Annotated in this window: 24 protein-coding genes and 1 pseudogene; all 25 read left to right on the top strand. The window is 36.4% G+C overall.

All coding sequences use genetic code 11. The features are described 5' to 3' along the window. The first annotated feature begins 9 nt into the window (after positions 1-9). The gene (locus tag A194_RS0102380; protein WP_017185286.1) at positions 10-2007 is read left to right on the top strand and encodes a chemotaxis protein CheA; all 1998 of its coding nucleotides are present in this window, start codon (positions 10-12) and stop codon (positions 2005-2007) included. Between the two features lie 12 nt (positions 2008-2019). Further along, positions 2020-2487, top strand: coding sequence for a chemotaxis protein CheW (locus A194_RS0102375; RefSeq protein WP_017185285.1), 468 nt, complete (start codon positions 2020-2022; stop codon positions 2485-2487). A gap of 25 nt (positions 2488-2512) precedes the next feature. Continuing rightward, positions 2513-3142, top strand: a complete 630-nt coding sequence (locus tag A194_RS0102370) for a chemotaxis protein CheC (RefSeq protein WP_017185284.1) — start codon at positions 2513-2515, stop codon at positions 3140-3142. Further along, positions 3139-3639: a chemotaxis protein CheD gene (locus A194_RS0102365; protein WP_017185283.1), complete on the top strand. Its 501-nt coding sequence runs from the start codon at positions 3139-3141 to the stop codon at positions 3637-3639. Before A194_RS0102370 ends, A194_RS0102365 begins: the two co-directional genes overlap by 4 nt. Further along, positions 3639-3968 (top strand): hypothetical protein, encoded by a 330-nt coding sequence (locus A194_RS0102360; RefSeq protein ID WP_017185282.1) that lies wholly within the window; start codon positions 3639-3641, stop codon positions 3966-3968. The genes A194_RS0102365 and A194_RS0102360 overlap by 1 nt, the downstream gene beginning before the upstream one ends. A gap of 32 nt (positions 3969-4000) precedes the next feature. Continuing rightward, on the top strand, positions 4001-4762 hold the full coding sequence (locus A194_RS0102355) for a FliA/WhiG family RNA polymerase sigma factor (protein ID WP_017185281.1): 762 nt from the start codon (positions 4001-4003) through the stop codon (positions 4760-4762). Between the two features lie 17 nt (positions 4763-4779). Further along, positions 4780-6213: a FapA family protein gene (locus A194_RS0102350; RefSeq protein WP_017185280.1), complete on the top strand. Its 1434-nt coding sequence runs from the start codon at positions 4780-4782 to the stop codon at positions 6211-6213. Positions 6214-6228: 15 nt separating this feature from the next. Further along, positions 6229-6543, top strand: coding sequence for a hypothetical protein (locus A194_RS0102345; RefSeq protein WP_017185279.1), 315 nt, complete (start codon positions 6229-6231; stop codon positions 6541-6543). 22 nt (positions 6544-6565) lie between these two features. Continuing rightward, positions 6566-7108 carry a hypothetical protein gene (locus A194_RS0102340; protein ID WP_017185278.1) on the top strand — a complete coding sequence of 181 codons (543 nt, stop codon included), beginning with the start codon at positions 6566-6568 and terminating at the stop codon, positions 7106-7108. A 147-nt stretch (positions 7109-7255) separates the two neighbouring features. Then, the gene (rpsB, locus tag A194_RS0102335; RefSeq protein ID WP_017185277.1) at positions 7256-8005 is read left to right on the top strand and encodes a 30S ribosomal protein S2; all 750 of its coding nucleotides are present in this window, start codon (positions 7256-7258) and stop codon (positions 8003-8005) included. A gap of 155 nt (positions 8006-8160) precedes the next feature. Beyond that, the gene (gene tsf / locus A194_RS0102330; protein WP_017185276.1) at positions 8161-9042 is read left to right on the top strand and encodes a translation elongation factor Ts; all 882 of its coding nucleotides are present in this window, start codon (positions 8161-8163) and stop codon (positions 9040-9042) included. A gap of 85 nt (positions 9043-9127) precedes the next feature. Beyond that, on the top strand, positions 9128-9856 hold the full coding sequence (gene pyrH / locus A194_RS0102325; RefSeq protein ID WP_017185275.1) for a UMP kinase: 729 nt from the start codon (positions 9128-9130) through the stop codon (positions 9854-9856). After that, positions 9853-10410, top strand: a complete 558-nt coding sequence (gene frr / locus A194_RS0102320) for a ribosome recycling factor (RefSeq protein ID WP_017185274.1) — start codon at positions 9853-9855, stop codon at positions 10408-10410. The genes pyrH and frr overlap by 4 nt, the downstream gene beginning before the upstream one ends. Before the next feature lie 84 nt (positions 10411-10494). Beyond that, complete coding sequence (locus A194_RS0102315) at positions 10495-11241, top strand: isoprenyl transferase (protein ID WP_017185273.1); 747 nt, start codon at positions 10495-10497, stop codon at positions 11239-11241. 12 nt (positions 11242-11253) lie between these two features. Then, the gene (locus A194_RS0102310) at positions 11254-12042 is read left to right on the top strand and encodes a phosphatidate cytidylyltransferase (RefSeq protein ID WP_017185272.1); all 789 of its coding nucleotides are present in this window, start codon (positions 11254-11256) and stop codon (positions 12040-12042) included. A 26-nt stretch (positions 12043-12068) separates the two neighbouring features. Continuing rightward, positions 12069-13216 (top strand): annotated as a pseudogene (gene dxr, locus A194_RS16980) (1-deoxy-D-xylulose-5-phosphate reductoisomerase). Positions 13217-13231: 15 nt separating this feature from the next. Further along, the gene (gene rseP, locus A194_RS0102300) at positions 13232-14488 is read left to right on the top strand and encodes an RIP metalloprotease RseP (RefSeq protein WP_017185270.1); all 1257 of its coding nucleotides are present in this window, start codon (positions 13232-13234) and stop codon (positions 14486-14488) included. A gap of 26 nt (positions 14489-14514) precedes the next feature. Further along, complete coding sequence (locus A194_RS0102295; RefSeq protein WP_017185269.1) at positions 14515-16215, top strand: proline--tRNA ligase; 1701 nt, start codon at positions 14515-14517, stop codon at positions 16213-16215. A 77-nt stretch (positions 16216-16292) separates the two neighbouring features. Beyond that, a complete protein-coding gene (locus A194_RS0102290) occupies positions 16293-20591 on the top strand; it encodes a PolC-type DNA polymerase III (RefSeq protein WP_017185268.1) in 4299 nt (1432 codons plus the stop codon). Between the two features lie 217 nt (positions 20592-20808). Continuing rightward, positions 20809-21279, top strand: a complete 471-nt coding sequence (gene rimP / locus A194_RS0102285) for a ribosome maturation factor RimP (protein ID WP_017185267.1) — start codon at positions 20809-20811, stop codon at positions 21277-21279. Positions 21280-21296: 17 nt separating this feature from the next. After that, positions 21297-22394 carry a transcription termination factor NusA gene (gene nusA, locus A194_RS0102280; protein WP_017185266.1) on the top strand — a complete coding sequence of 366 codons (1098 nt, stop codon included), beginning with the start codon at positions 21297-21299 and terminating at the stop codon, positions 22392-22394. Between the two features lie 13 nt (positions 22395-22407). Then, entirely contained in the window at positions 22408-22674 is a 267-nt protein-coding gene (gene rnpM, locus A194_RS0102275) for an RNase P modulator RnpM (protein ID WP_017185265.1), read from the top strand. A 2-nt stretch (positions 22675-22676) separates the two neighbouring features. After that, complete coding sequence (locus A194_RS16975; protein ID WP_337442929.1) at positions 22677-22931, top strand: L7Ae/L30e/S12e/Gadd45 family ribosomal protein; 255 nt, start codon at positions 22677-22679, stop codon at positions 22929-22931. A gap of 64 nt (positions 22932-22995) precedes the next feature. Then, positions 22996-25149: a translation initiation factor IF-2 gene (gene infB, locus A194_RS0102265; protein WP_017185263.1), complete on the top strand. Its 2154-nt coding sequence runs from the start codon at positions 22996-22998 to the stop codon at positions 25147-25149. Beyond that, positions 25149-25388 (top strand): DUF503 domain-containing protein (locus A194_RS0102260; RefSeq protein WP_017185262.1); only part of this gene is annotated, 240 nt, incomplete at its 3' end. The genes infB and A194_RS0102260, both read left to right, overlap by 1 nt.

Below are 25388 nucleotides of genomic sequence, written 5' to 3'. Positions count from 1 at the left end.
GGCGAACTTATGGAGTCGAATCAGTACTTAGATATTTTTATTGACGAAAGTAAGGAGAATTTACAAGTTGTAAATGATCAACTATTGAACCTAGAAAAGGATTCTACAAACCTATCAATTGTAGACGAAATTTTTAGAGCAGCTCATACTTTGAAAGGAATGGCTGCTACGATGGGATACGAAGACCTATCTGATCTAACACACAAAATGGAGAATGTTTTAGATGCTATTAGACAAGAGCAACTTACGGTGACCACTGATGTGATGGACGTTTTATTAGATTCTGTTGAATACTTAGAAGATATGATTTCTGATATTTCAGAAGGTGGCTCTGGAGCTAAGGAAGTAGAATCAATTGTTTCGAAATTAAAAGCTATTGAATCAGGGGAAGCAGTGGCAGAAACCCCAAGTGAAGTAACTGTAAACGAGTCTTCTAACAATTCTTTTTCTATTGATCAATTTGAAAGAACTGTCATACAACAAGCCCAATCTGATGGACAGTTCATTTATCAAATAAGAGTAACATTAACTGAAGATTGCTTATTAAAAGTAGCTAGGGTTTATATGGTGTTTGAAGTGTTAGAGCAAAATGGTGAAGTCATTAAGTCAGTCCCAACAGTAGATGAACTTGAAAACGAAGCGTTTGATCAAGAGTTTGAATTAATTTTAGTTTCTTCAGAATCCGCTGAAGATTTGCAAGGGAAAATATTAAAAGTCTCTGAAGTGAGTCAGGTTGATGTTGAGCCGTTTAGTCTTGATACTAAAACAGCTGAAGAAGAAGTGGCAGCAACTGTTCACGCCCCTGAAAATAGTTCTGAAACAAAAGAAGAGACAGTTGAATCTAAAAAGGCGGCTGGTAATAAAACTATTCGTGTAAATATTGATCGTCTAGATGCTTTAATGAACTTGTTTGAGGAAATGGTAATTGACCGCGGTCGTTTAGAGCAAATTTCTGATGAATTAGATCATAACGATTTAAAGGGAACCGTTGAGCGTATATCGAGAATATCAGGAGACTTACAAAATATCATTTTAACAATGCGTATGGTTCCAATCGACCAAGTGTTTAATCGTTTCCCAAGAATGGTTAGACAACTCACTCGTGATCTAGGTAAGAAGATTGATATGCAAATTGAAGGTGCTGAAACGGAATTAGATCGAACAGTAATTGACGAAATTGGTGACCCTTTAGTCCATTTAATTCGTAATGCTGTTGACCATGGAATTGAAACACCTGATCAGCGTTTAGAAACTGGAAAAAATGAAGAGGGTAAACTGCTATTAAAAGCTTTCCATAGCGGTAACCATGTATTTGTTCAAATTAAAGATGATGGTAAAGGGATTAATCAAGATAAAGTTCTTGCTAAGGCAATTGAAAATGGTGTCATTACTCAAGAGCAATCCACTTCATTAACAAGCAAACAAATTAATGAGTTGATTTTAGAAAGTGGCTTCTCAACAGCTCAAGAAGTTTCAGATATTTCTGGCAGAGGTGTTGGTTTAGATGTTGTGAAAAGCACAATTGAGTCTTTAGGTGGTTCAATAGAGATCGAGTCAGAGTTAGGGCAAGGGACAACATTTACAATTCAACTACCATTAACTTTATCAATTATTTCAGTTATGTTAGTCGTCATTGAGAATGAGACTTACGCTATTCCTTTATCGTCAATTATAGAGACGGCTGTTATTAAGAAATCTGAAATTATGAAAGCACACAACAAGGAAGTCATTGATTTCAGAGGAAACATTGTGCCTTTAGTAGACTTAAAAGAAGTCTTTGAAGTTCCTAGTGATCACGAGGTTGAAGATGAGTTTTACTCTGTAGTTGTCGTACGCAAAGGAGACCAAATGGCAGGATTAGTCGTTGATTCTTTCATTGGGCAGCAAGAAATTGTATTAAAAGGGCTAGGAAACTACCTATCTAATATTTTTGCTATCTCTGGTGCAACTATTTTAGGCAATGGTGAAGTTGCATTAATCGTCGACAGCAATGCTCTCATAAAATAAGGAGGAATGGACATGAGTGAAGTAGTACAAAACGAAAAGGTCATCGTATTTCAATTAAAAGATGAAGAGTATGGTGTTCCGATTGAAAATGTTGGATCTATCGAGCGGATTCAGGAAATTACAAGAGTCCCTCGTGCTCCTCGTTTTGTGAAAGGTGTTATGAATTTACGTGGTGTAATTACACCAATTATTGATTTACGTGAACGATTTGACTTGGAACAAACAGCATATACGGAAAGTACCCGGATCATTATTGTAACGATTGGTGATAAAAATGTAGGTATGATTGTAGATGCAGCTAATGATGTCGTTGATGTTCCTCAAAATCAAGTAGAACCTTCACCAGAGGTCGTTGGATCAGTTAATGCCGATTACATTAGAGGTGTAGCTAAAATCGATCAAAGACTTCTCGTATTACTTAATTTAGATAAAGTGTTAACAGAAGAAGAATTTGATCACTTATCAACAGTTGAATCTTAATTCCGAAAACGTGAGGTCATATTAAATGCAAGATTACGAACAATTTCAACGGATCCATTTAGATGTATTGAAAGAAATAGGTAATATTGGGGCTGGAAATGCGGCTACAGCTTTATCAAGTTTAATTAACCGAAAAGTTCAAATGACGGTACCAATTGTTAATATTGTTTCCTTTGATGAAATGATGATGGAAGTTGGCGGTAAAGACGAAGTTCAAGCTGCTGTCTTTGTACAAGCAACTGGTGACCTATCAGGGAGTATGTTTTTCATGGTTCCACCAGAAGAGGCAGACCTATTTTCGCAATTGATGATTGGTGATCAATCAAAGACAGTTTCAAATGGTGATGAACTAGCCACTTCTGCATTTTTAGAATTAGGAAATATTTTAACAGGGTCTTATTTAAGAGCACTATCTGATTTTACTAGTTTAGAAGTAGTTCAATCTGTACCACAAGTCGCAATCGATATGGTTGGAGCTATGTTAACACAGGGGTTACTCGAAATCTCAGTTTCCTCAGACCAAGCTATTATGATCGAGACTGTTCTTCATGATATTGAAGGAATGAAACGAGAAATAAGAGGACATTTCTTCTTGCTCCCTAACCCAGAAACGTATACTTCTATATTCGAATCGTTGGGAGTTAATCAATTATGAGCCAACAAGTAGCAGAAGTTATAAAGGTTGGAATAGCAGACTTGAATATTGCCGAACACCCCGAAACGATTATGACGGCTGGTTTAGGATCATGTGTAGGTCTTATCTTATATGATAATTTCTCAAATATCGCAGGTTTATTGCATGTTATGTTGCCTGATTCTACAATGGCAAGAAACCAATCATTTAAAGAAGGAAAGTTCGCTGATACAGGTATAAAAGCATTAATTGAAATGCTTGAACGAAAAGGAGTCAGAAGAACTAACTTAAAAGCTAAGATGGCCGGTGGCGCTCAAATGTTTAACGTGAACAGTAACAATGAAATGATGAAAATTGGTTCACGAAATATTGAAGCGGTTAAAAAACAACTAGAAGAATACCGCATTCCAATCGTAGCTGAAGATGTAGGTGGTAATAGAGGTAGAACGATTGAATTTTTAATTGATCAATCAACACTTAAGGTTAGGACAATTCAAGAAGGTGTGACATATATATAATGATTGGCTCAGTATGGCATAATATCGTTTTATCAACTTTTATAAGTGTTTATGTATTTTTATTATCATTATTGAATAATACACCACAACATTCATTCGTTAGAGCACTAATTGTATTCGTTTTAGCATTTATTCTAACGTATGGTGTTCGTCAATTAATCACTTATATATTGGATACAAGAACTAAATCAATACAGCGGTCAGAAACTGAAAATACGCAAGAAGAAGAGGCATCAGTTCAATCAGAAGAACTGGATGATCACGATGAGATTAATGAAGTTGATACAAGCGAAACAGCAGAACATATTCGTAAACTGATGAATGAATAACAGCTAGAAAGTAAAACTTGGGGGTCCGTCAAATGAAGAAATCAACGTCCTCTCTGTCAATGTTATGGGATAAATGGCAAGAAAGTAGAGATCAAGAAGCAGGTAATCTATTAGTCGATCATTATATGCCATTAGTAGATTACCAAGTTAATAGAATTCATACACATTTACCTAAAAATGTAGATAAGCAAGATGTTAAAAGTCTAGCTTTCATGGGATTGGTAGATGCGTTAGAAAAGTTTGAAACAAAACGGGATTTAAAGTTCGATACGTATGCTTCTTTTCGTATAAAAGGAGCAATCATTGACGGTTTGAGAAAAGAGGATTGGTTACCGCGTTCTGTTCGAGAGAAGTCTAAAGAAATTGAACAAGCTTTTGAAGCTTTAGAACAAAAGTTTCAGCGAGAACCAACAATTGACGAAGTTGCACATAAAGTTAATTTGTCCCCCGAAGAAGTTGCTGAGGTTATGAAAGACACATTGTTCGCCAATATATTGTCAATTGAAGAAAAAACGAGTGAACAAAATGATGAACAGCGAGAAAGCCTTCGAAATACAATCCCGGACACCCATGAATTAACACCTGATGATCAGTTAGTTAGAAATGAAAACGTGCAGGAATTGTTAGTCGAGATAGAAAAGCTTAACGACAATGAACAAATCGTCTTAAGCTTGTTTTATAAAGAGGAGCTAACCTTAACTGAAATTGGTGATGTGTTAGAGTTGTCAACATCACGCATCTCACAAATTCACAGTAAGGCAATTGCAAAGCTGAAAAGGTTATTAACAGCATGATTAAGGGGTGAAGGGTGTTGGACTTATCACAATTAATAGATGTTAAAGTTAATGACAATCGTATGAACGCTTTTATCGAGTTCAATAACAGTTATTTTTCTAATGTTGAACTAGATGAAGAGTTTAGTATAGCTGAATTAATTACACCTTCAAACATTATTAATTTTCTTCATAAGAATGAAATTGTTTACGGTATTGATGAAGAAGCCATCCACCAATTTTGTGAAGACATTTTAAACAGTGAAGGTGAAAATTTAGATTCCTCACAAATTGAAGTAGCTAGAGGTATTGAAGCTGAAAATGGTGAGGATGGCTATATTGATTATCATGTAAACCTTAATTCAAAAGTAGATGTTGACGGAGAGACGCATAAGATCGATTTTAAAGAAATGATGCAAATTCCAATCGTTGAAACAGATGAACCGTTACTAACTTTTGTAGCTCCAACAAAAGGTGAACCTGGTATTAATGTTTATAATAAAAAGGTTGAAGCGAAACCAGGCAAGGTTGTAACAATAAAAGCGGGCGAAAATACAAAACATACTGAGAAAGATCAAACGATATATGCAACAGATAGTGGACAAGTCACCTTAACTGAAAAAGAAATTAAAGTATTGCCAGTATATGAAGTGAACAAAGACCTTGATTTGACAATTGGTAACATTGAATTTAATGGTTCCATTGTAATTAAAGGGGATGTACCAGAAGGGTTCAGTTTAAATGCCCGTGGTGATATTACGGTAAAAGGTATAGTTGAAGGTGCTTATTTAGAAGCGGGTGGCTCTGTTTTTATTGAAGAGGGCGTCTCTTCTCAGGGAAAAGGTAAAATTCGCGCAACTTTAGATATTAAAGCAGGTAATATAAACCAAGGGAATTTAGAAGCTGGTCGAAGCATTCATGTTAATCAATCAATACTACATAGCGAAGTAATTGCTCGAGAGTCTGTATCTTGTTACAAAGGGCATATTATTGGCGGTTCGATATCTAGTGGTCAATTAATTGAAGCTAATGATATAGGTAATCGTATGAGTTCTAAAACAGTACTGTATTTAGGTGAAAATAAAAAAGTGGTTGAGAAAAAGTCATATATAGAAGAACGAATGAAAGAACTAGTGGAACAGTTGAAAAAATTAAAAATGATCGGTAGCAAGATGGAACAGTTACAAGAATTGCGTGAATTAAGTAGTAAAGAAAGAATTACTCTATTGAGGCAAAAGCGTTCTTATGAAAAAGCTAAATTAGAATTAAGTGAACTAAATGATGAGTACTCCATTTATACACAGAATGATATGAACTACAATGAAGAGAATTTACCTAATGTAACAGTTCATGGTATAATTTATCCAAATGTAGAAGTGAAATATAGCAAGTATGCAAAAGTGTTCAATCAAGAGGCTAGTAAAGTTTCAATTGTATATGAAAATCATGATTTTTCTATAAATCCACTATAGAAAGGGTCGGTTTTAATGAGTTGGAAAGCTGTTGAGATGCAAGTGGCTCTCCCAAGAACCCAAGATGCTAGTCAACTTCAAGACCAATTACAACAACGCGGCCAATTAATGCAAGACCAAATTACGCATGAACAACTGCGAGAACTTGAACGTAAAAGAAAAGCAGTCTTAGAATCTGAACAAACTGAACAAATCGACAATGAAGAGGACAGCCGTAAACATGAAGCAGAAGCGAAAGCAAATGGTGATAATCAAACTGAAAGTAAGGATCAACGTAGGACAAGCATCCCTCACCCTTACTTAGGTAATCGAGTCGATTTTACAAAGTAAACAATATTAGGTGGTATGGAAGTTGGAAATCATTTATTTAGTTCTACATGGAATAGCTTTATTTGCGATATTTTGGCTATTCATTCAATTAAGGCAATCGAATGAATCTGAAAAACAATCAGAGCAACGAGTTCAAGAGATTGAAGATTTATTTAACTCATATTTATTAGAAATAAAAGATGAAAATAAAAAATTAATAGAACAACTATCTAAAGTAGAGCGAACTAATCAATATTCCTCAACAACTAATAACGACCAAGATCAATCGAGTAACAACATAAGTTTAAAAAATCATGGAAAAAGCTTTGATTATACTACCCCACCTGAAGACGAGTATGACGCTTTTGATTTAGAACATGTCATCTCTGAACAAGAGGATCAATTAGACCTAAGCACCGAAAAACAAATGGATCATGAGCAACGAAGCTCTCAACCTAGCCTACAAAATCAAGTCCTCGACCTTATTAAACAAGGTTACTCAATAGAAACGACAGCAAAGAAGTTAAATATGGGCTATACAGAGGTTGAACTTATTGTAAAATTTAATCATAAAATGACTATTTAATACTTGCTACGCAAAAACAGTTATGATATATTTACTTTTGGTGTTAATACACACGTTTGTGGACGTAAGTAAAGGTGCTCATTAATAATGAGTTTTGCTTATATATGAAGCAAACGGAGGAAAAAAACCATTTAGGAGGATTTTATTATGTCAGCTATTTCAATGAAACAGCTATTAGAAGCTGGTGTTCATTTCGGACACCAAACACGCCGTTGGAATCCAAAAATGAAGCGCTACATTTTCACAGAGCGTAACGGCATTTACATCATCGACTTACAAAAAACAGTTAAAAAGGTTGATGAAGCATTCAACTTCATTAAAGAAGTTGCTCAAGATGGAGGTACAATCCTATTCGTCGGTACTAAAAAGCAAGCACAAGATACGGTAAAGGAAGAAGCGACCCGTTCTGGCATGCATTACATCAACCAGCGTTGGTTAGGTGGTACTTTAACGAACTTCCAAACAATCGAAAAGCGTGTTAATCGCCTGAAAGATATCGAGCGTATGGAAGAAGACGGTACTTTTGATGTACTTCCGAAAAAAGAAGTGGTTATGATCTTAAAAGAAAAAGATCGTCTAGAGAAATTCTTAGGCGGAATTAAAAATATGGATGAGCTACCTGATGCTCTATTCATCGTAGACCCTAGAAAAGAACGTCTTGCAGTTAAGGAAGCGCAAAAGTTAGATATCCCTATCGTAGCAATGGTTGATACTAACTGCGATCCAGATGAAATTGATTTCGTAATCCCTGCAAACGATGATGCAATTCGTGCTGTTAAACTTATTACAACAAGAATGGCAGATGCTATCCTTGAAGTAAAACAAGGTGAAGCAACAGAAGATGTTGCTGTAGACGCTTCTGAAGAACAAGAAGAAAAACAAACAGTTCAAGAGTAAAAAGGTTGTAGGTGATAAGAGGTAGGACCTTTTATCACCTTTTTTACAGCATGAGTTTTAGAAACATAATTGTGTGGAACGATGTATACGATTAAGGAATTTTATATCAAATTTAACTTTAAACATAAAACCGATCATTCCAAGGAGGAAGTATAATGGCAATTAGTGCGAAACTAGTAAAAGAACTGCGCGAGAAGACAGGCGCGGGTATGATGGATTGTAAAAAAGCGCTTCAAGAAACTGACGGTGACCTAGATCAAGCTGTTGAATTCCTACGTGAAAAAGGTATGTCAAAAGCGGCTAAAAAAGCTGACCGTATTGCAGCAGAAGGATCAACACATATTGTTACTGAAGGTAACACTGCAGTTATGATTGAAGTAAACGCAGAAACAGACTTCGTAGCTAAAAACGATGAATTCAAAAACTTATTAGACGTATTAGCTAACCATATCCTTACTCATAAACCAGCTACAGTAGAAGAAGCATTTGAACAAAAGATTAACGGTGAAGAAACGGTAAGTGAATATATCACATCTGCAATTGCGAAAATCGGAGAGAAACTTTCATTACGCCGCTTTGAAATCTTTGAAAGCGATGAAAACTCTGCAATTGGTGCTTACATCCATATGGGTGGTAAAATTGGAGTTCTTACACAACTAGAAGGCACAACTGATGAAGACGTTGCAAAAGACGTTGCGATGCATGTGGCTGCAATTAACCCTGACTACTTATCACGTGAAGAAGTTGATCAAGAAGTTGTGGATACAGAGCGCGAACGCCTAAAGCAACAAGCTCTAGAAGAAGGTAAGCCTGAGCATATTGTTGAAAAAATGGTAGAAGGTCGTCTTGGTAAATTCTTCGAAGATATTTGCTTACTTGATCAGTCATTCGTTAAAGATCCTGATCAAACAGTGAAAAAGTACGTTGAATCAAAAGGTGCTTCAGTTAAATCATTCGTACGTTACGAAGTTGGCGAAGGTATGGAAAAGCGTGAAGAAAACTTCGCTGATGAAGTCATGAACCAAGTTAAGAAATAACAAACCAATAAGAATAGGGGACACTTGGGTGTGTTCCCTATTTTGTAAAGTAAAAATACATCTTTACATAATGACGGAGGTAAATATGTCAACACCGGATTTCAAACGTATTGTATTAAAAATTAGTGGTGAAGCACTTAGTGGTGAACAAGGGTATGGAATTGACCCGAAATTTATTAAATCAATTGCAGACCAAGTTAAAGCCGTACACGATTTGGGAATCGAAATTGCAATTGTAGTCGGTGGCGGTAACATTTGGAGAGGCAAAGTTGGTAGTGAAGTCGGTATGGATCGAGCTAATGCTGATTATATGGGCATGTTAGCTACTGTTATGAATTCTCTTGCTTTACAAGACAGTTTAGAGAACTATGGAGTAGAAACTCGAGTTCAAACGTCGATTGAAATGAGACAAGTTGCTGAACCTTATATTCGTCGCAAGGCTATGAGACACCTTGAGAAAAAGCGTGTTGTCATTTTTGCCGGTGGAACAGGTAACCCTTACTTTTCAACAGACACGACAGCAGCTTTACGCGCAGCTGAAATAGAAGCTGACGTTATTTTAATGGCTAAAAATAATGTCGACGGTGTCTATTCTGATGATCCAAAGCTTAATGCTGATGCATTTAAATATCACGAACTAAGCTTCATGGAAGTATTAAATGAAGGTTTAGGTGTTATGGATTCAACAGCTTCATCTTTATGTATGGACAACGACATAGCATTAATAGTATTCTCAATTATGGATGAAGGTAACATCAAACGTGTTGTTACTGGAGAAGAAATTGGAACAATAATTAGGAGGAAATCAGAATGAGTGATGCAGTAATTAAAGATTGTCGCGAAAAAATGTCTAGTGCGATTCAAGCGTTCTCCAAACAATTGTCTACAGTGAGGGCAGGTCGTGCTAACCCAGCACTATTAGATAGTGTTTATGTCGATTATTATGGTGCAAGCACACCGTTAAATCAGTTATCAACTGTATCTGCTCCAGAAGCTAGATTACTTGTCATTACACCATTTGACAAGTCAGCAATTGGTGATATCGAAAAAGCTATTCAAAAAGCAGACTTAGGATTACAGCCAAACAATGACGGAAACGTGATCAGAATTAATATTCCGGCATTAACAGAAGAGCGCCGTAAAGAGTTAGTGAAAATTACTCGTAAATATGCTGAAGAAGCACGTGTACAAATTCGTAACATTCGTCGTGATGCGAATGATCAATTAAAGAAACTAGAGAAAAGTAGTGAGATTACAGAAGATGAATCTCGTTCTTTTCAAGACGATGTCCAAGATGAGACGGATAAGCATATTGCTCAAATTGATCAATTGTTAGAAGAAAAGGAAAACGAAATCACAGAAGTTTAAACTTCTTACTTGGAGATTATAACAGCTTTCGCTCATTCAAGCGGAAGCTGAATTTTTCTTAATGTTGTTTAGAGAGGGATTATTATGCTTTTTCGTACAAACTCTAAAAATGAACAAGGTGAAATACAGTCAGAAAACATACCGAAGCATATTGCGATCATTATGGATGGCAATGGTAGATGGGCTAAAAAACGTGCCTTACCTAGGGTTGCTGGTCACCGTGAAGGTATGAAAGCAATTGAAAAGGTTGTTAAACGAGCTTCTAATTTAGGTGTTGAAGCAATGACGTTGTACGCTTTTTCTACAGAAAATTGGAAAAGGCCTAAATCAGAAGTTGAGTTTATTATGAAATTACCATCTCAATTTCTAGATACATATTTACCAGGACTTAAAGAAAACAATGTTAGAATAACAACTATGGGTGATTTTGAACTGTTACCCGAATTTACAAAGAATGCTGTGAGTAAAGCGATTGATGAAACAAGCAATAATAGTGGGATGGTCTTAAACTTAGCGTTAAATTATGGCAGTCGTAAAGAATTAGTAGATGCTGTTAAAGAAATTAGTCAGTCTGTATTAGATGGTGAATTTGATGTAGAATCTATCAATGAAGAAAAAGTTGAAGAACATTTATATACGACTGATTTACCAGATCCTGACTTACTAGTTAGAACAAGTGGTGAACAAAGGTTAAGTAACTACTTATTGTGGCAATTAGCGTATGCGGAGTTTTACTTTACTGACAAACTTTGGCCTGAATTTAATGCAGAAGCATTAGATGAAGCTATTATAGAATATCAACATCGAAAAAGAAGGTTCGGTGGCTTATAGGGATGTGAGGAAATGAAACAACGAGTCATAACAGCTGTAATTGGATTGATTATATTTGTTCCCTTTATAGTTTTTGGAGGGTGGCCATTTGCGTTATTAGTTGCTGTCTTAGCAACAATGGGGTTAAACGAGTTGTTTCGTATGAACAATATATCAACTTTTAGTTTCCCTGCCGTCTTAAGCTTTATGCTGTTATGGATTTTTTATATTGATTTATTTATAACACCGATCTTTTCATACATACCGTTGCAACATTTTGAACTATTCTTTATCTTTATATTTTCACTTTTAATTTATACTGTTGTTGTGAAAAATGAAAAGACTTACCATGACTTATCGTTTATATTGTTATCATTATTTTATGTTGGTGTCGGTTTTGCCTACTTTATTGAAACAAGATATGTCGGCATAGAATATATCTTTTTTGTGTTATTAATTATTTGGTTAACTGATTCTGGAGCATATTTCTTTGGTAAATATATGGGTAAACGGAAGTTGTGGCCTGAAATTAGTCCGAAAAAGACAATTGCAGGTTTTGTTGGTGGTGTTTTAAGTGCCATTGTTGTAGCGATCATTTTCCAATTGATTTTTCAATTATATGACTACGTTATAACTGTGATCATAATTGCAATAATTGCTTCAATCCTAGCACAAATTGGTGACTTAGTTGAGTCTGCATTGAAACGAACTTATGAAGTGAAAGATTCTGGAACATTACTGCCAGGTCACGGTGGTGTTTTAGATCGTTTTGACAGTTTAATCTTTATGCTGCCTTTCTTGCATTTTTTACATTTTATTTAATATATAGCAATAAATGAGGGTTAAATATGAAAAATATTGTCTTATTAGGTGGAACGGGTTCAATTGGCTTACAAACTATTGATATAATTAAAGAATACCCTGATGCATTTAATTTATATGCGCTTGCATTTGGAACTCAAGTGGATGTAGCCAAACCGATTATTGAGGAGTTGAAACCTCAAGTCGTTATTGTTAAAGATGGTGAAACAAAAAGTCATCTTGAAAGTTCACTTACATATGATGTTAAAGTGTATGCTGGATTAGATGCATTAAGTGAAATTGTTAAACATGACCAAGTTGATTTAGTCGTTAATGCTGTTTTAGGAAGTGTTGGTTTAAAGCCTACTCTAGAAGCCATTCGGGCTAAAAAGCAAATTGCATTTGCAAATAAAGAAACGCTTGTAACAGCGGGACACCTTGTCATGAAAGAAGCGAGAAAGTACGGTGTAGACTTATTACCAGTTGATAGCGAACATGCTGCGATCCATCAATGTCTGCGTGGAGAAAATATAAATAAATTAAAGCGTTTGGTCATTACAGCTTCTGGTGGTAGTTTTCGTGACCGTACGAGAGAAGAACTCGTAGGTGTTACTAAAGAAGATGCATTAAAACATCCTAACTGGAGTATGGGAGCAAAGATTACAATCGATTCAGCAACGATGATGAACAAAGGCCTTGAAGTCATTGAAGCTCATTGGCTATTTGGAGTTCCTTATAATCAAATTGATGTGATTATGCATAAAGAAAGCGTTATTCATAGTATGGTAGAGTTTACAGATCAAAGTGTTATGGCTCAGTTAGGGACACCAGATATGAGAATACCGATTCAATATGCTTTAACATATCCGGAGCGTTACCCTTACAATATGTCAGAGGGATTAGACTTATTATCATTCGGCACTTTAAACTTTCAGGAAATGAGTTTTGAACGGTTCCCATGTTTAAAAATGCATATGAATCAGGGCGTGAAGGTGGTTCTATGACAACTGTTTTAAATGCTGCCAATGAAGAAGCTGTTTCTTTATTTTTAAACGGAAAAGTAGACTTTTTAGGGATTGAAAACCTAATTCAAAATCAACTTGAACAACACAAAACGATTACATCTCCTGACTTAGAAACAATTTTAACTATTGATCAAGAGACCCGTGAACGCGTCCGTCATGAAGTGTCTTAAAGGAAGGTGCTAGTATTGAATACTGTTATTGCCTTTATTTTCATGTTTGGCCTTTTAGTATTTATCCATGAATTAGGCCATCTCATTTTTGCAAAACGAGCCGGAATGTTAGCTCGTGAATTTGCAATCGGCTTTGGACCGAAGATTTTCTCATATCGTAAAGACGAAACGTTGTATACAGTACGTTTGCTTCCAATTGGTGGCTACGTACGAGTGGCAGGTGAAGACCCTGAAATTATTGAGCTAAAACCAGGGCATCATATCGGTTTAGAATTTAATGATTTTGGTGATGTGAATAAGATTATTGTAAACAATAAATCTAATTACCCTAATGCCAAAATTGTAGAAGTAGAGCAAGTAGATTTAGATCATGAGTTAAAAATAGACTGTTATGAGCTAGATACTGATGAACACCATCAATTTAATGTTGACCGAAAAGCGTTGTTCGTCATGGATGAAAAAGAAACTTTAATTGCCCCATATGATCGTCAGTTTGGATCTAAGTCTGTGGGCCAAAAAGGTATACAAGTTTTTGCTGGTCCTGCAATGAACTTCTTATTAGCAATCGCAATCTTTATTGGTCTTGGATTTGTTCAAGGGGTACCAGTAGAGGAAGCTTTAATTGGTGGAGTACAAGAAGATAGCCCTGCAGAACAGGCTGAACTGATGGAAGGTGACGAGGTCGTATCGATCAATGGGCAATCTATTGAGACGTGGATGGACTTTGTTATGTACGTGCAGGAACGACCTGACGAACAATTAGATGTGACTGTAGAAAGAGATGGCGATCTAATATCCAAATCCATTACGCCAGAATCCTTCACCGAACAAGGCGAAACAATTGGCAGACTCGGTGTTATGAGAATGTTTGAAGATTCCCCAGGAGATGTTATCTTATATGGTTTTACACAAACATATGATATAACTGTATTAATAATAAATGCGCTTGGGCAACTTGTGACTGGTCAATTATCTATTGATGCGTTAGCTGGTCCAGTTGGTATTTATACTGCAACAGATGACGTTGTACAAACAGGGTTTTTAAACTTTTTAATGTGGACGGCTATGTTAAGTATTAATTTAGGTATTATTAACTTATTACCTCTCCCTGCTTTAGATGGAGGAAGGTTAATGTTTATCGGCCTTGAAGCCATTAGAGGGAAACCAGTAGATCCTCAAAAAGAAGGCGTTGTCCACTTTATCGGCTTTGCACTACTTATGTTGCTGATGATAGTTGTTACATGGAATGATATAGAACGTTTATTTATGTAAAAATCGTATTTTGAGGTGAATCTAATATGAGACAAAGTAATATGTTGATTCCAACGTTGCGAGAAGTACCTAAAGAAGCAGAAATAGCAAGTCACCAATTACTATTAAAAGCCGGGTATATCCGTAAGCTAGCTTCAGGAGTGTACAACTTTTTGCCATTAGGTAAAAGAGTTTTACGCAACTTAGAAAATATTGTCCGTGAAGAAATGGACCGTGCAGGGGCACAAGAAATCCAAATGCCAAGTCTACAACCTGCAGAACTATGGGAAACCTCTGGCCGTTGGGATACGATGGGCTTAGAGTTAATGCGTCTTAATGACCGTCATGAACGACCATTTGCACTTGGTGCGACGCATGAGGAAGTTGTAACCTCTTTAGTTAGAGATGAAATCAATTCATACAAAAAATTACCTCTAACAGTCTATCAGATTCAAACGAAGTACCGTGATGAAAAAAGACCTCGCTTTGGTTTGCTTAGAGGGAGAGAATTTTTAATGAAGGATGCTTATTCCTTCCATGAAGATTTTGAGTCTTTAGATGAAACTTACGATCAATTATTTAATGCATATAAGCGTGTATTTGAACGTTGTGGTTTGAACTTTAGAGCTGTAATTGCGGATTCTGGTGCTATGGGTGGTAAAGACACTCATGAATTTATGGTTTTATCTGACGTTGGCGAAGATACAATCGCATATTCTGATACATCAGATTACGCAGCGAACGTTGAGATGGCACCAGTTGTCACGCAGTATGAACAAGGGAATGAAGAAGAGAAGCCACTAGAAAAAGTCGAAACACCTAATGCGAAAACAATGCAAGAGGTAGCTGATTACTTAGGTCATTCACTTTCTGAAGGCATGAAAGCCATTATGTTTAAAGTGGACGATCGCCTTGTGTTAGTCGTAACTCGTGGTGATCATGAAGTAAACGACGTCAAAGTGAAAAATTTATTCGATGCAGGGATCGTTGAGTTAGCAACTGAACAAGAAACAATCGATGTTGTCGGAGCAGGTTTCGGTTCATTAGGACCTATTAATGTACCTGAAAGTGTAGAGGTAATTGCAGATCACGCAGTTAAATCGTTACACAATGCTACATGTGGTGCTAATGAAAATGGTTACCACTTCAAAAATGTAAATCCTGATAGAGATTTTGAAGTAAACCAATATGCAGATTTGCGTTTTGTTGAAGAAGGTGATCCTTCTCCAGATGGACAAGGTACAATTCAATTTGCAAAAGGAATTGAAGTCGGTCACGTATTTAAGCTAGGTTCTCTATATGCTGATAAGTTAGGAGCATCTTTCTTAAACCAACAAGGACGCTCACAAAACTATGTGATGGGTTGTTATGGTATAGGAGTTACAAGAACATTAGCTGCTGTAGTTGAACAATACCATGATGACAATGGGATGTTTTGGCCAGACTCACTAGTTCCATTTGATGTGCACATTATTAATTTAAATGCCAAGAAAGAAGAACAAGTTGAAGTAGCTGAACAAGTTTATGAACAACTTCAATCTAAAGGCTTTGATGTTTTATATGATGACCGTCAAGAGCGTGCTGGTGTTAAGTTTAATGATAGTGATTTAATAGGTGTAACGCACCGGGTTACAATCGGTAAACGAGCACATGAAGGTTATGTTGAGTATAAACATCGTAAGACAGGAGAACAGCAAGATATTCATATCGATGAACTTGTTGACTTCTTAAAAACACTTCATTCATAATTTTGATGTAAACCCTTGTCTTTTGTGCGAGACAAGGGTTTACTAAAATGATATAACCTTTAAGAGAGGGACTTGAAATGGACCTAAATAAAAAAGAGAAAATGGCATTGTTACTCGAACAAGTTAATATGCCAACTGATGTTATCAATGAGCACTTTTCTGAAACCATATTAAATAAATTAACTGTTTATAAAGATAAAAAACTGTGGGAGTTTCACTTACATAACCCCATTCCATTTAAATTCGAAGCCATTTCTTTATTCAAAGCTAACTTAAAAACGGCCTTTCATCATATTGCGGACGTTGATGTAGTTATTACAAATGATCATAGTGATCTTGAGGATGGAGAATTTAAAACCTATTGGCATGATTTCATTCATTCCATCCATGATTTATTTCCGGCGTATAAAGACTTTATCTGTTCTCAAGTACCAAAAATAGAGGGGCCTAATGTCACTTTAAGCGCTCGTAATGATGCAGAAGCTAACGTGATTAAGAAGAAGTTAGATCCACTATTTAAAGAATACTGTGATAAGCACGGACTTAAAAATTATTATATTCAACTAGAAGTCTCAATTAATGAAGAAGAAATCCATCAGTTCCAAAAACAGAAACAAGAAGAAGAAAGAAACTTAGTTCAAAAAGCAATACAAGATCAAGCTGAAAAAGAAAAAGTTAAAGAAAATGAACCGAAGGAAAATCAAGGCCCTTTACAAATTGGCTATGAAATTAAGGATGAGCCAATTCAAATGCACAATATTTTAGAAGAAGAGAAACGAATGGTCATTCAAGGTTATGTCTTTGATGTAGACATTCGTAATTTAAGGTCAGGTCGCGACCTTTTGATTATTAGCATTACAGACTATACGGATTCAATCCAAATTAAGATGTTCTCTAAAGGTGATGAACAAAAAGAACAATTTAAGCGTGTAAAAGCAGGTATGTGGCTTAAAGCGCGTGGAAGCGTACAAACAGATACGTACACGAATGAACTTATGATGATGGGTAATGATGTCATTGAAGTAAAAGGTGTAGTACGCAAAGATAAAGGTATAGATGGTGAAAAGCGTGTAGAACTACATGCGCATACAACGATGAGTCAAATGGACGCCACAGTCTCAGCTACTAGCTTAGTTGAACAAGCTGCTAATTGGGGCCATAAAGCGGTTGCGATCACAGACCACGGAGTAGTCCAAGCTTTTCCAGATGCGTATAATGCAAGCCAAAAGCATGATATTAAAGTACTTTATGGATTGGAAGCTTATTTAGTAGATGATGGAGTTCCTATTGCTTACAATGAAAAGGACTTAATGCTTGAAGATGCAACATATATCGTATTTGACGTCGAAACGACAGGGCTTTCTGCAACATACGATAAAATTATCGAGTTAGCAGCCGTGAAATTGTACCAAGGTGAAATTGTTGACCGTTTTGAGCGATTTGCTAATCCTCATCAAAAGTTAAGCCAAACCACAATTGATCTTACAGGTATAACTGATGATATGGTTAAAGATGCACCAGAAATTGAAGATGTTATGCGCGACTTTTATGAATGGTGTGGTAGTGATGTACTCGTAGCTCATAACGCAAGTTTCGATATAGGCTTTATTAATGCAGCTTATAAACGTATAGATTTACCGAAAGTAACTAATCCTGTCATCGACACTCTTGAACTAGCACGTTTACTTTACCCTAATTTAAAAAACCACCGCTTAAATACATTATGTAAACAATTAAATATTGAGTTAACACAACACCACCGCGCAATATATGATGCGGAAGCTACTGGTTATTTAATGTGGGCGTTAGTTAAAACGGCGAAAGAAAAAGAGATTGAAAACCATCAAGATTTAAATCGTTATGTAGGACAAGGTGACGCTTACAAACGTTCTAGACCTATGCATGCTACTTTAATAGCTCAAACAGAAGAAGGATTAAAGAACTTATTCAAGCTTGTGTCGTTAGCACATACTGATTACTTTTTCCGAGTCCCTAGAATACCACGCTCAAAATTATCAAAACATCGTGAAGGAATCTTAGTAGGGTCAGCATGTGATCAAGGTGAATTATTTGATACTATTGCTCTTAAATCTGAGGAAGAAGCAGAAAAAGTGGCAGAGTTTTACGATTATATCGAAGTTCAACCTCCAATGAACTATTACCACTTAATCGAAAAAGAGAATGTACAATCGCTAGAGCATATTAAGCAATTGATTAAGAAGTTGATTGAAATAGGGGAACGCTTAGGTAAAACAGTAGTAGCAACCGGTAATACCCATTATTTACACGAACACGAAAAAATTTATCGACAAATTTTAATAGGCTCTCAAAGTGGTAACCCGTTAAACCGTCAAACGTTACCTAATGTGCCATTTAAAACAACACAAGAAATGTTAAATGACTTTGCATTCCTTGGTGAAGAAAAAGCAAAAGAAATTGTCGTTACAAATACAAACTGGGTAGCCGATCAAGTTGATGTATTAAAACCAATTAAAGACGATTTATATACACCAAACATTGAAGGTGCTGACCAAGAAATAAGAGATATGTGTTATAACCGTGCTAAAAGCATTTATGGGGAAGACTTACCTAACATTGTAACTGACCGACTTGAAGTCGAGTTAACGAGTATTATCGAAAATGGCTTCTCGGTTATTTATTTAATTTCTCAAAAAATCGTTAAAAAATCATTAGAGGATGGCTATTTAGTTGGTTCGCGTGGTTCAGTAGGTTCATCATTTGTCGCGACGATGATGGAGATTACTGAAGTAAACCCGTTAGCGCCACACTATGTATGTCCAGACTGTCAACACTATGAGTTTTTCACTGATGGAAGCGTTGGTTCTGGTTATGATTTACCTGAAAAAAGTTGTGAACAGTGTGGTGCAGAATATACTCGTGATGGACAGGATATCCCATTTGAAACATTCCTAGGCTTTAAAGGGGATAAAGTACCTGATATCGACTTAAACTTCTCAGGAGAATATCAACCTGTAGCTCACCATTATACGAAGGTGTTATTCGGGGAAGATAAAGTTTATCGTGCAGGTACTATTGGTACAGTCGCAGAAAAGACTGCATACGGGTATGTTAAAGGGTACGCACAAGACAACCAATTCATGTATCGTCAAGCAGAAGTAGACCGGTTAGTTAAAGGGTGTACAGGCGTAAAACGTACAACAGGACAACACCCAGGTGGTATTATCGTTGTACCAGATGAATACGAGATATACGACTTTTCGCCAATTCAATATCCAGCTGATGATCAAAGTTCAGAATGGTTAACGACACACTTTGATTTCCATTCTATCCATGATAACTTATTAAAACTTGACATTTTAGGACACGATGATCCTACCGTGATTCGTATGTTACAAGACATTACTGGTATTGACCCAGAATATGTTCCAGTTAACGATCCGGAAGTGATGAAAATTTTTAGCGGTCCTGATGTTTTAGGTGTAACAGCCGATGATATTTTGTGTAAAACTGGAACACTTGGAGTACCAGAGTTCGGTACACGATTTGTAAGACAGATGCTTGAAGATACTAAACCATCTACTTTTAATGAACTTGTTATTATATCTGGTCTATCTCACGGTACTGATGTATGGTTAGGTAACGCTCAGGATTTAATTAATGACGGCATTTGCGAAATTGGTGATGTAATCGGTTGTCGTGACGATATTATGGTCTATTTAATGCACAAAGGGCTCGAGTCATCTTTAGCCTTTACGATTATGGAATTTGTTCGTAAAGGAAAAGGGCTAAAAGATGAATGGATCACAGAAATGAAAAAGCATGGTGTGCCTGATTGGTATATTGAATCTTGTAAGAAGATTAAGTACATGTTTCCGAAAGCACACGCTGCAGCATATGTGTTGATGGCAATTAGAATTGCTTATTTCAAAGTTCATTATCCCATCGAATTTTATGCTGCTTACTTCTCAGTACGTGCAGATGACTTTGATATTGACACAATGGTAAGAGGAGCAGAACCAATCAAGCAACGTGTTGAAGATATTCTTGAGAAGGGTAATGATGCTGCTCCAAAAGAGAAAAGCTTATTAACCGTGTTAGAACTAGCCTTAGAAATGACGAAGAGAGGATATTCTTTCCAAAAAGTAGACCTTTATAAATCAGATGCTAAAAAGTTTATTGTTGATGGTGATACATTGATCCCACCATTCAATTCAATTGATGGTTTAGGTACTAATGCAGCGATTAATATTGTGAAAGCTCGTGAAGAAGGTGAATTCCTTTCAAAAGAAGATTTGCGTGAACGTTCGCGTATATCTAAGACTGTATTAGAGTACTTAGACACACATGGTTGCTTAGAAGGATTACCTGATCAAAATCAGCTATCACTGTTCTAGACTAGTCTCCAGGGTTGCAAATATTCTATCAGTATGGTATATTTCATATTGGATAAGCAAAAGATACGATTACGGTAAAGAGTGGGGAAACCCACTCTTTCCTTTTGTCTCACCCTGCTGAACACGTAAACAGCAGGGCAATTTATTGCCTAAAATAATGAAAGAATGCTTATAGAAATTATTAGTAGCACTTAGCTGTATTAAGGAGGGTATGAACTTGAGTAAAAAAATTGTAACTTTGACTGAAGAGATCGCACAACCAATTGTAGATGCAATGGAGCTAGAATTAGTAGACGTTGAATTTGTTAAAGAAGGGAAAAACCACTTCTTACGAGTCTATGTAGATAAAGATGGAGGCATCGACATTGAAGATTGCGAGAAAGTAAGTGAGCAATTAAGTGAACAATTAGATGAACAAGATCCAATTGAGAGTGCTTATTTTCTTGAAGTGTCATCACCAGGTGTAGAACGCAAGCTGAAGAAAAGAGAAGATTTCGAGCGATTTGTCGGTTCTTATGTTTACATAAAGACGTTCGAACCTATTGATGGTGATAAAGAGTTCTTTGGCGATATTAAAAACTTTGAAAACGATGAAGTAACACTTGTAGTTAAAATTAAAACTCAAACAAAAGAAGTAACTATACCATATAAAAAGGTCGCGAATGCACATTTAGCTGTGTCATTTTAATAAGGGAGGTTTAATTGGTGAATACAGATCTTTTAGATGCAATGAAGAGTTTAGCCGATGAGAAAGGCATTGATCGTGAAGTTCTTTATGAAGCTCTTGATGCAGCATTAGTTTCAGCATACAAGAAGAACTTCAATTCGAAAACAAACGTTAGAGTTGATTTAGACTCAGATGATGGTGAACTTAAAGTTTACGCAAGACTTCAAATTGTTGAAGAAGTAGAAGACAATGATTTAGAAATCTCAATTGAAGAAGCTAGAGAAATCGACCCAACATATGAAGTTGACGATGTCGTAGAGCGTGAAGTTACACCAAGAAACTTTGGACGAATTGCGGCTCAAGCTGCCAAACAAGTTGTAACGCAACGAGTTCGTGAGGCAGAGCGCGGTGTAATCTATAACGACTTTGTTGACCGCTTAGATGATATCTTAATTGGAACAGTTCAACGTATGGACCAAAGGTATCTTTATATCCACTTAGGAAAGATTGAAGGTAAATTACCAATCAATGAAATCATGCCTGGTGAGTCGTATAAAGTCCATGACAGAATTAAAGTTTATGTTACTAAAGTGGAGAATACGAGCAAAGGGCCTCAAGTTTATGTATCCCGTACTCATCCTGGATTATTAAAGCGATTATTTGAAATTGAGGTTCCTGAAATTTACGAAGGAATCGTTGAGATTATGTCAGTATCACGTGAAGCTGGCGATCGTTCAAAAATTAGTGTACACGCTGAAGACCCAGAAATTGACCCAGTTGGTTCATGTGTCGGTCAAAGAGGTCAGCGAGTACAGACAGTAGTTGATGAACTAAACGGCGAAAAAATCGATATCGTACATTACTCAGAAGATCCAGTTGTTTATATATCAAACGCATTAAGTCCTTCAAAAGTAATTGATGTACTAGTAGACGAAGAAGAGCATGCAACGACAGTTATTGTACCTGATAACCAACTATCACTAGCAATTGGTAAAAGAGGACAAAATGCTCGTTTAGCTGCTAAATTAACAGGTTGGAAGATTGACATAAAAAGCGAATCAGAAGCAACAGAAGAAGGGTTGTTAAATAACGACTCAGCTGAAGTTGATGTAGAAGATCACGACGACGAACTGTAAGGGGTGATGAATAATGGCAAGTAAAAAGAAAGAACCTTTACGTAAGTGTGTTGTGACACAAGAAATGGTACCAAAAAAACAGCTCATTCGGGTTGTTCGAAATAAAGAGGGTGAGGTTTTCGTTGACGATACCGGCAAAAAGAACGGTAGAGGCGCCTATTTAAGTCATGATCAAGATACAATTGAAAAGGCGAGACAAACGAAAGTGTTAAATAAACATTTAAATGCAACAGTTAATGATGAGATCTACGACGAATTACTACGTAAAGTGAGTGAGTGAAAGTGAGCCATAACTATTTAAACTTACTAGGGCTAGCATTCCGAGCAAGGAAGATAACACTCGGTGAAGAATCGATTATCAATGCAATCCGATCACACCAAGCAAAGTTAGTGATCATTGCAGGAGATGCTTCTCAAAATACAACTAAAAAACTCACAGATAAGTGTCGTAGCTATAATGTCCCTTTTCGAATTGTTGATGATCGTAATACGCTATCTCAAGCGATTGGGAAGCAAGGGCGAGTGGCAATTGCATAAATGACGAAGGTTTTTCAAACAAGTTAATGGAATTGTTACCGGAATAATACTCGGGGGTGAATGTATGAAAAAAATGCGCGTATATGAATATGCCAAGCAACAAAACGTTTCAAGTAAAGAAGTTATTAATAAATTAAAAGAATTAGACGTTGAAATTTCAAACCATATGTCTACTATTACAGAAAACACAATTAGACAGTTGGATGGAATTTATCAACCAAAATCAGAAAAAAAAGCGGAACCAAAACAAGAAGAGAAGAAGCAAGAGCCTAAGAAACAATCCAACAACCAACAGCAGCAAAATCGAAACAGCAATAATCAGAAGAAACAAGGCCAAAACAATCAAAAACAATCAAACCACAATCAAAATAATCAAGGTAATAAAAATAAGAAAAACAACAAAAAAGGTAACAACAAAAACAGAAGACAAGAACAACAACAGAAACCACAACAAAGCTCCCAAGAAGTACCAAGCAAAATCACTTATCAAGGGTCTCTAACAGTTGGAGAGCTTGCTGAGAAGTTAAACAAAGACTCTTCAGAAATCATTAAGAAGCTTATGATGCTTGGAGTAATGGCTACAATTAATCAGCAATTAGACCAAGAAACAATAGAACTAATTTGTGATGATTTTGGCGTTGAAGTTGAAGAGGAAGTTGTCGTTGACCAAACGGATTTAAACAACTTCATTGAAGAAGATGAAGCTGAAAATCTACAAATTCGTCCAGCAATCGTTACAATCATGGGACACGTTGACCATGGTAAAACTACGCTTTTAGACTCGATTCGTGAAACAAAAGTTACAGAAGGCGAAGCGGGTGGAATTACACAGCATATTGGTGCTTACCAAATTGATGATGATGGTAAAAAGACAACATTCTTAGATACACCTGGTCACGCGGCATTCACTAGCATGCGTTCTCGTGGTGCACAAGTAACAGACATTGCAATTTTAGTCGTAGCTGCTGATGATGGAGTGATGCCTCAAACAGTTGAAGCAATTAACCACGCGAAAGCTGCAGAGGTGCCAATTATTGTAGCTGTAAACAAAGTTGATAAAGAAGGCGCAGACCCAAGTCGCGTTATGCAAGAATTGACGGAATACGAACTAGTACCTGAAGACTGGGGCGGAGAAACAATTTATGTACCGCTTTCAGCTTTAAAAGGTGAAGGTATTGATGATTTAGTAGAAATGATTAACTTAGTTGCAGAAGTTGAAGAACTAAAAGCAAACCCTAACAAGCCTGCAAACGGTACAGTAATCGAAGCTCAGCTTGAAAAAGGCCGCGGAAGTGTAGCTACTTTATTAGTTCAAAATGGTACACTGAACATGGGTGATTCTTTAGTAATTGGAAACACTTATGGTAAGGTACGTGCAATGAGTGATGACTTAGGACGTCGTGTTAATTCAGCAGGTCCATCAACACCAGTTGAAGTAATAGGTCTTAACTCTGTACCACAAGCCGGTGATCAATTTGTTGTATTCAAAGATGAGAAAAAAGCTAAACAAATCGCTGAAATACGTGAGCAAAAAGAAGTTGAAGAACAACGTGAATCAACAGGTAAGCTAAATCTAGATGAGTTATTTGATCAAATTAAACAGGGTGATTTAAAAGAAATCAACCTTATTGTAAAAGCTGACGTACAAGGTTCAGTAGAAGCTGTTGCTTCATCTTTACGTAAGATCGATGTAGAAGGTGCGAAGATTAACATCATCCATACAGGTGTTGGTGCTATTACGGAATCAGATATCATTTTAGCATCTGCTTCAAACGCTATTGTTATTGGATTTAACGTTCGACCTGATAATAATGCAAAACGAGCTGCAGAAACAGAAGGCATCGACATTCGCTTGCATCGTATTATTTATAAAATTATTGAAGAGATCGAAGCAGCGATGAAAGGTATGCTTGACCCAGAGTATGAAGAAAAAGTGATCGGTCAAGTTGAAGTACGTGAAACGTTCAAAGTATCTAAAATTGGTACAATTGCTGGCTCTTACGTTACAGATGGTAAGATTACACGTCATTCTGGTGTACGTGTTATTCGTGATAGCGTTGTACAATTTGAAGGTGAGATTGACTCGTTAAAACGTTTCAAAGATGATGTTAAAGAGGTACAACAAAACTACGAATGTGGTATTACGATTAAAAACTTCAATGACATTAAGGAAGGCGACATCATTGAAGCGTTCGTAATGGAGGAAATTAAAAAATAATGATCGGATATGCTTACGTCGAATGTTTACTTTATGATGTTCAATCTTTAAAAGGTAAACGTTCAATTATTAAACAGGTGACTAATCAAATCACTAAGAAGTTTAATGTAAGTATGACTGAAATCGATTTCCATGATACATGGCAACGGTCAGCATTCGGAATAGCTGTTGTTTCTACCGATAGAGTCATGGCTGAACGTGTTTTACAACAAGCTGTAGAAACAATTGAATCACGCACC

This window comes from Alkalibacillus haloalkaliphilus C5 (genome assembly GCF_000269905.1).
Lineage (GTDB): Bacteria > Bacillota > Bacilli > Bacillales > Alkalibacillaceae > Alkalibacillus > Alkalibacillus haloalkaliphilus_A.
Note: the sequence above shows the minus strand (reverse complement) of the source record. Positions and strands in the feature narration are given on the sequence as shown.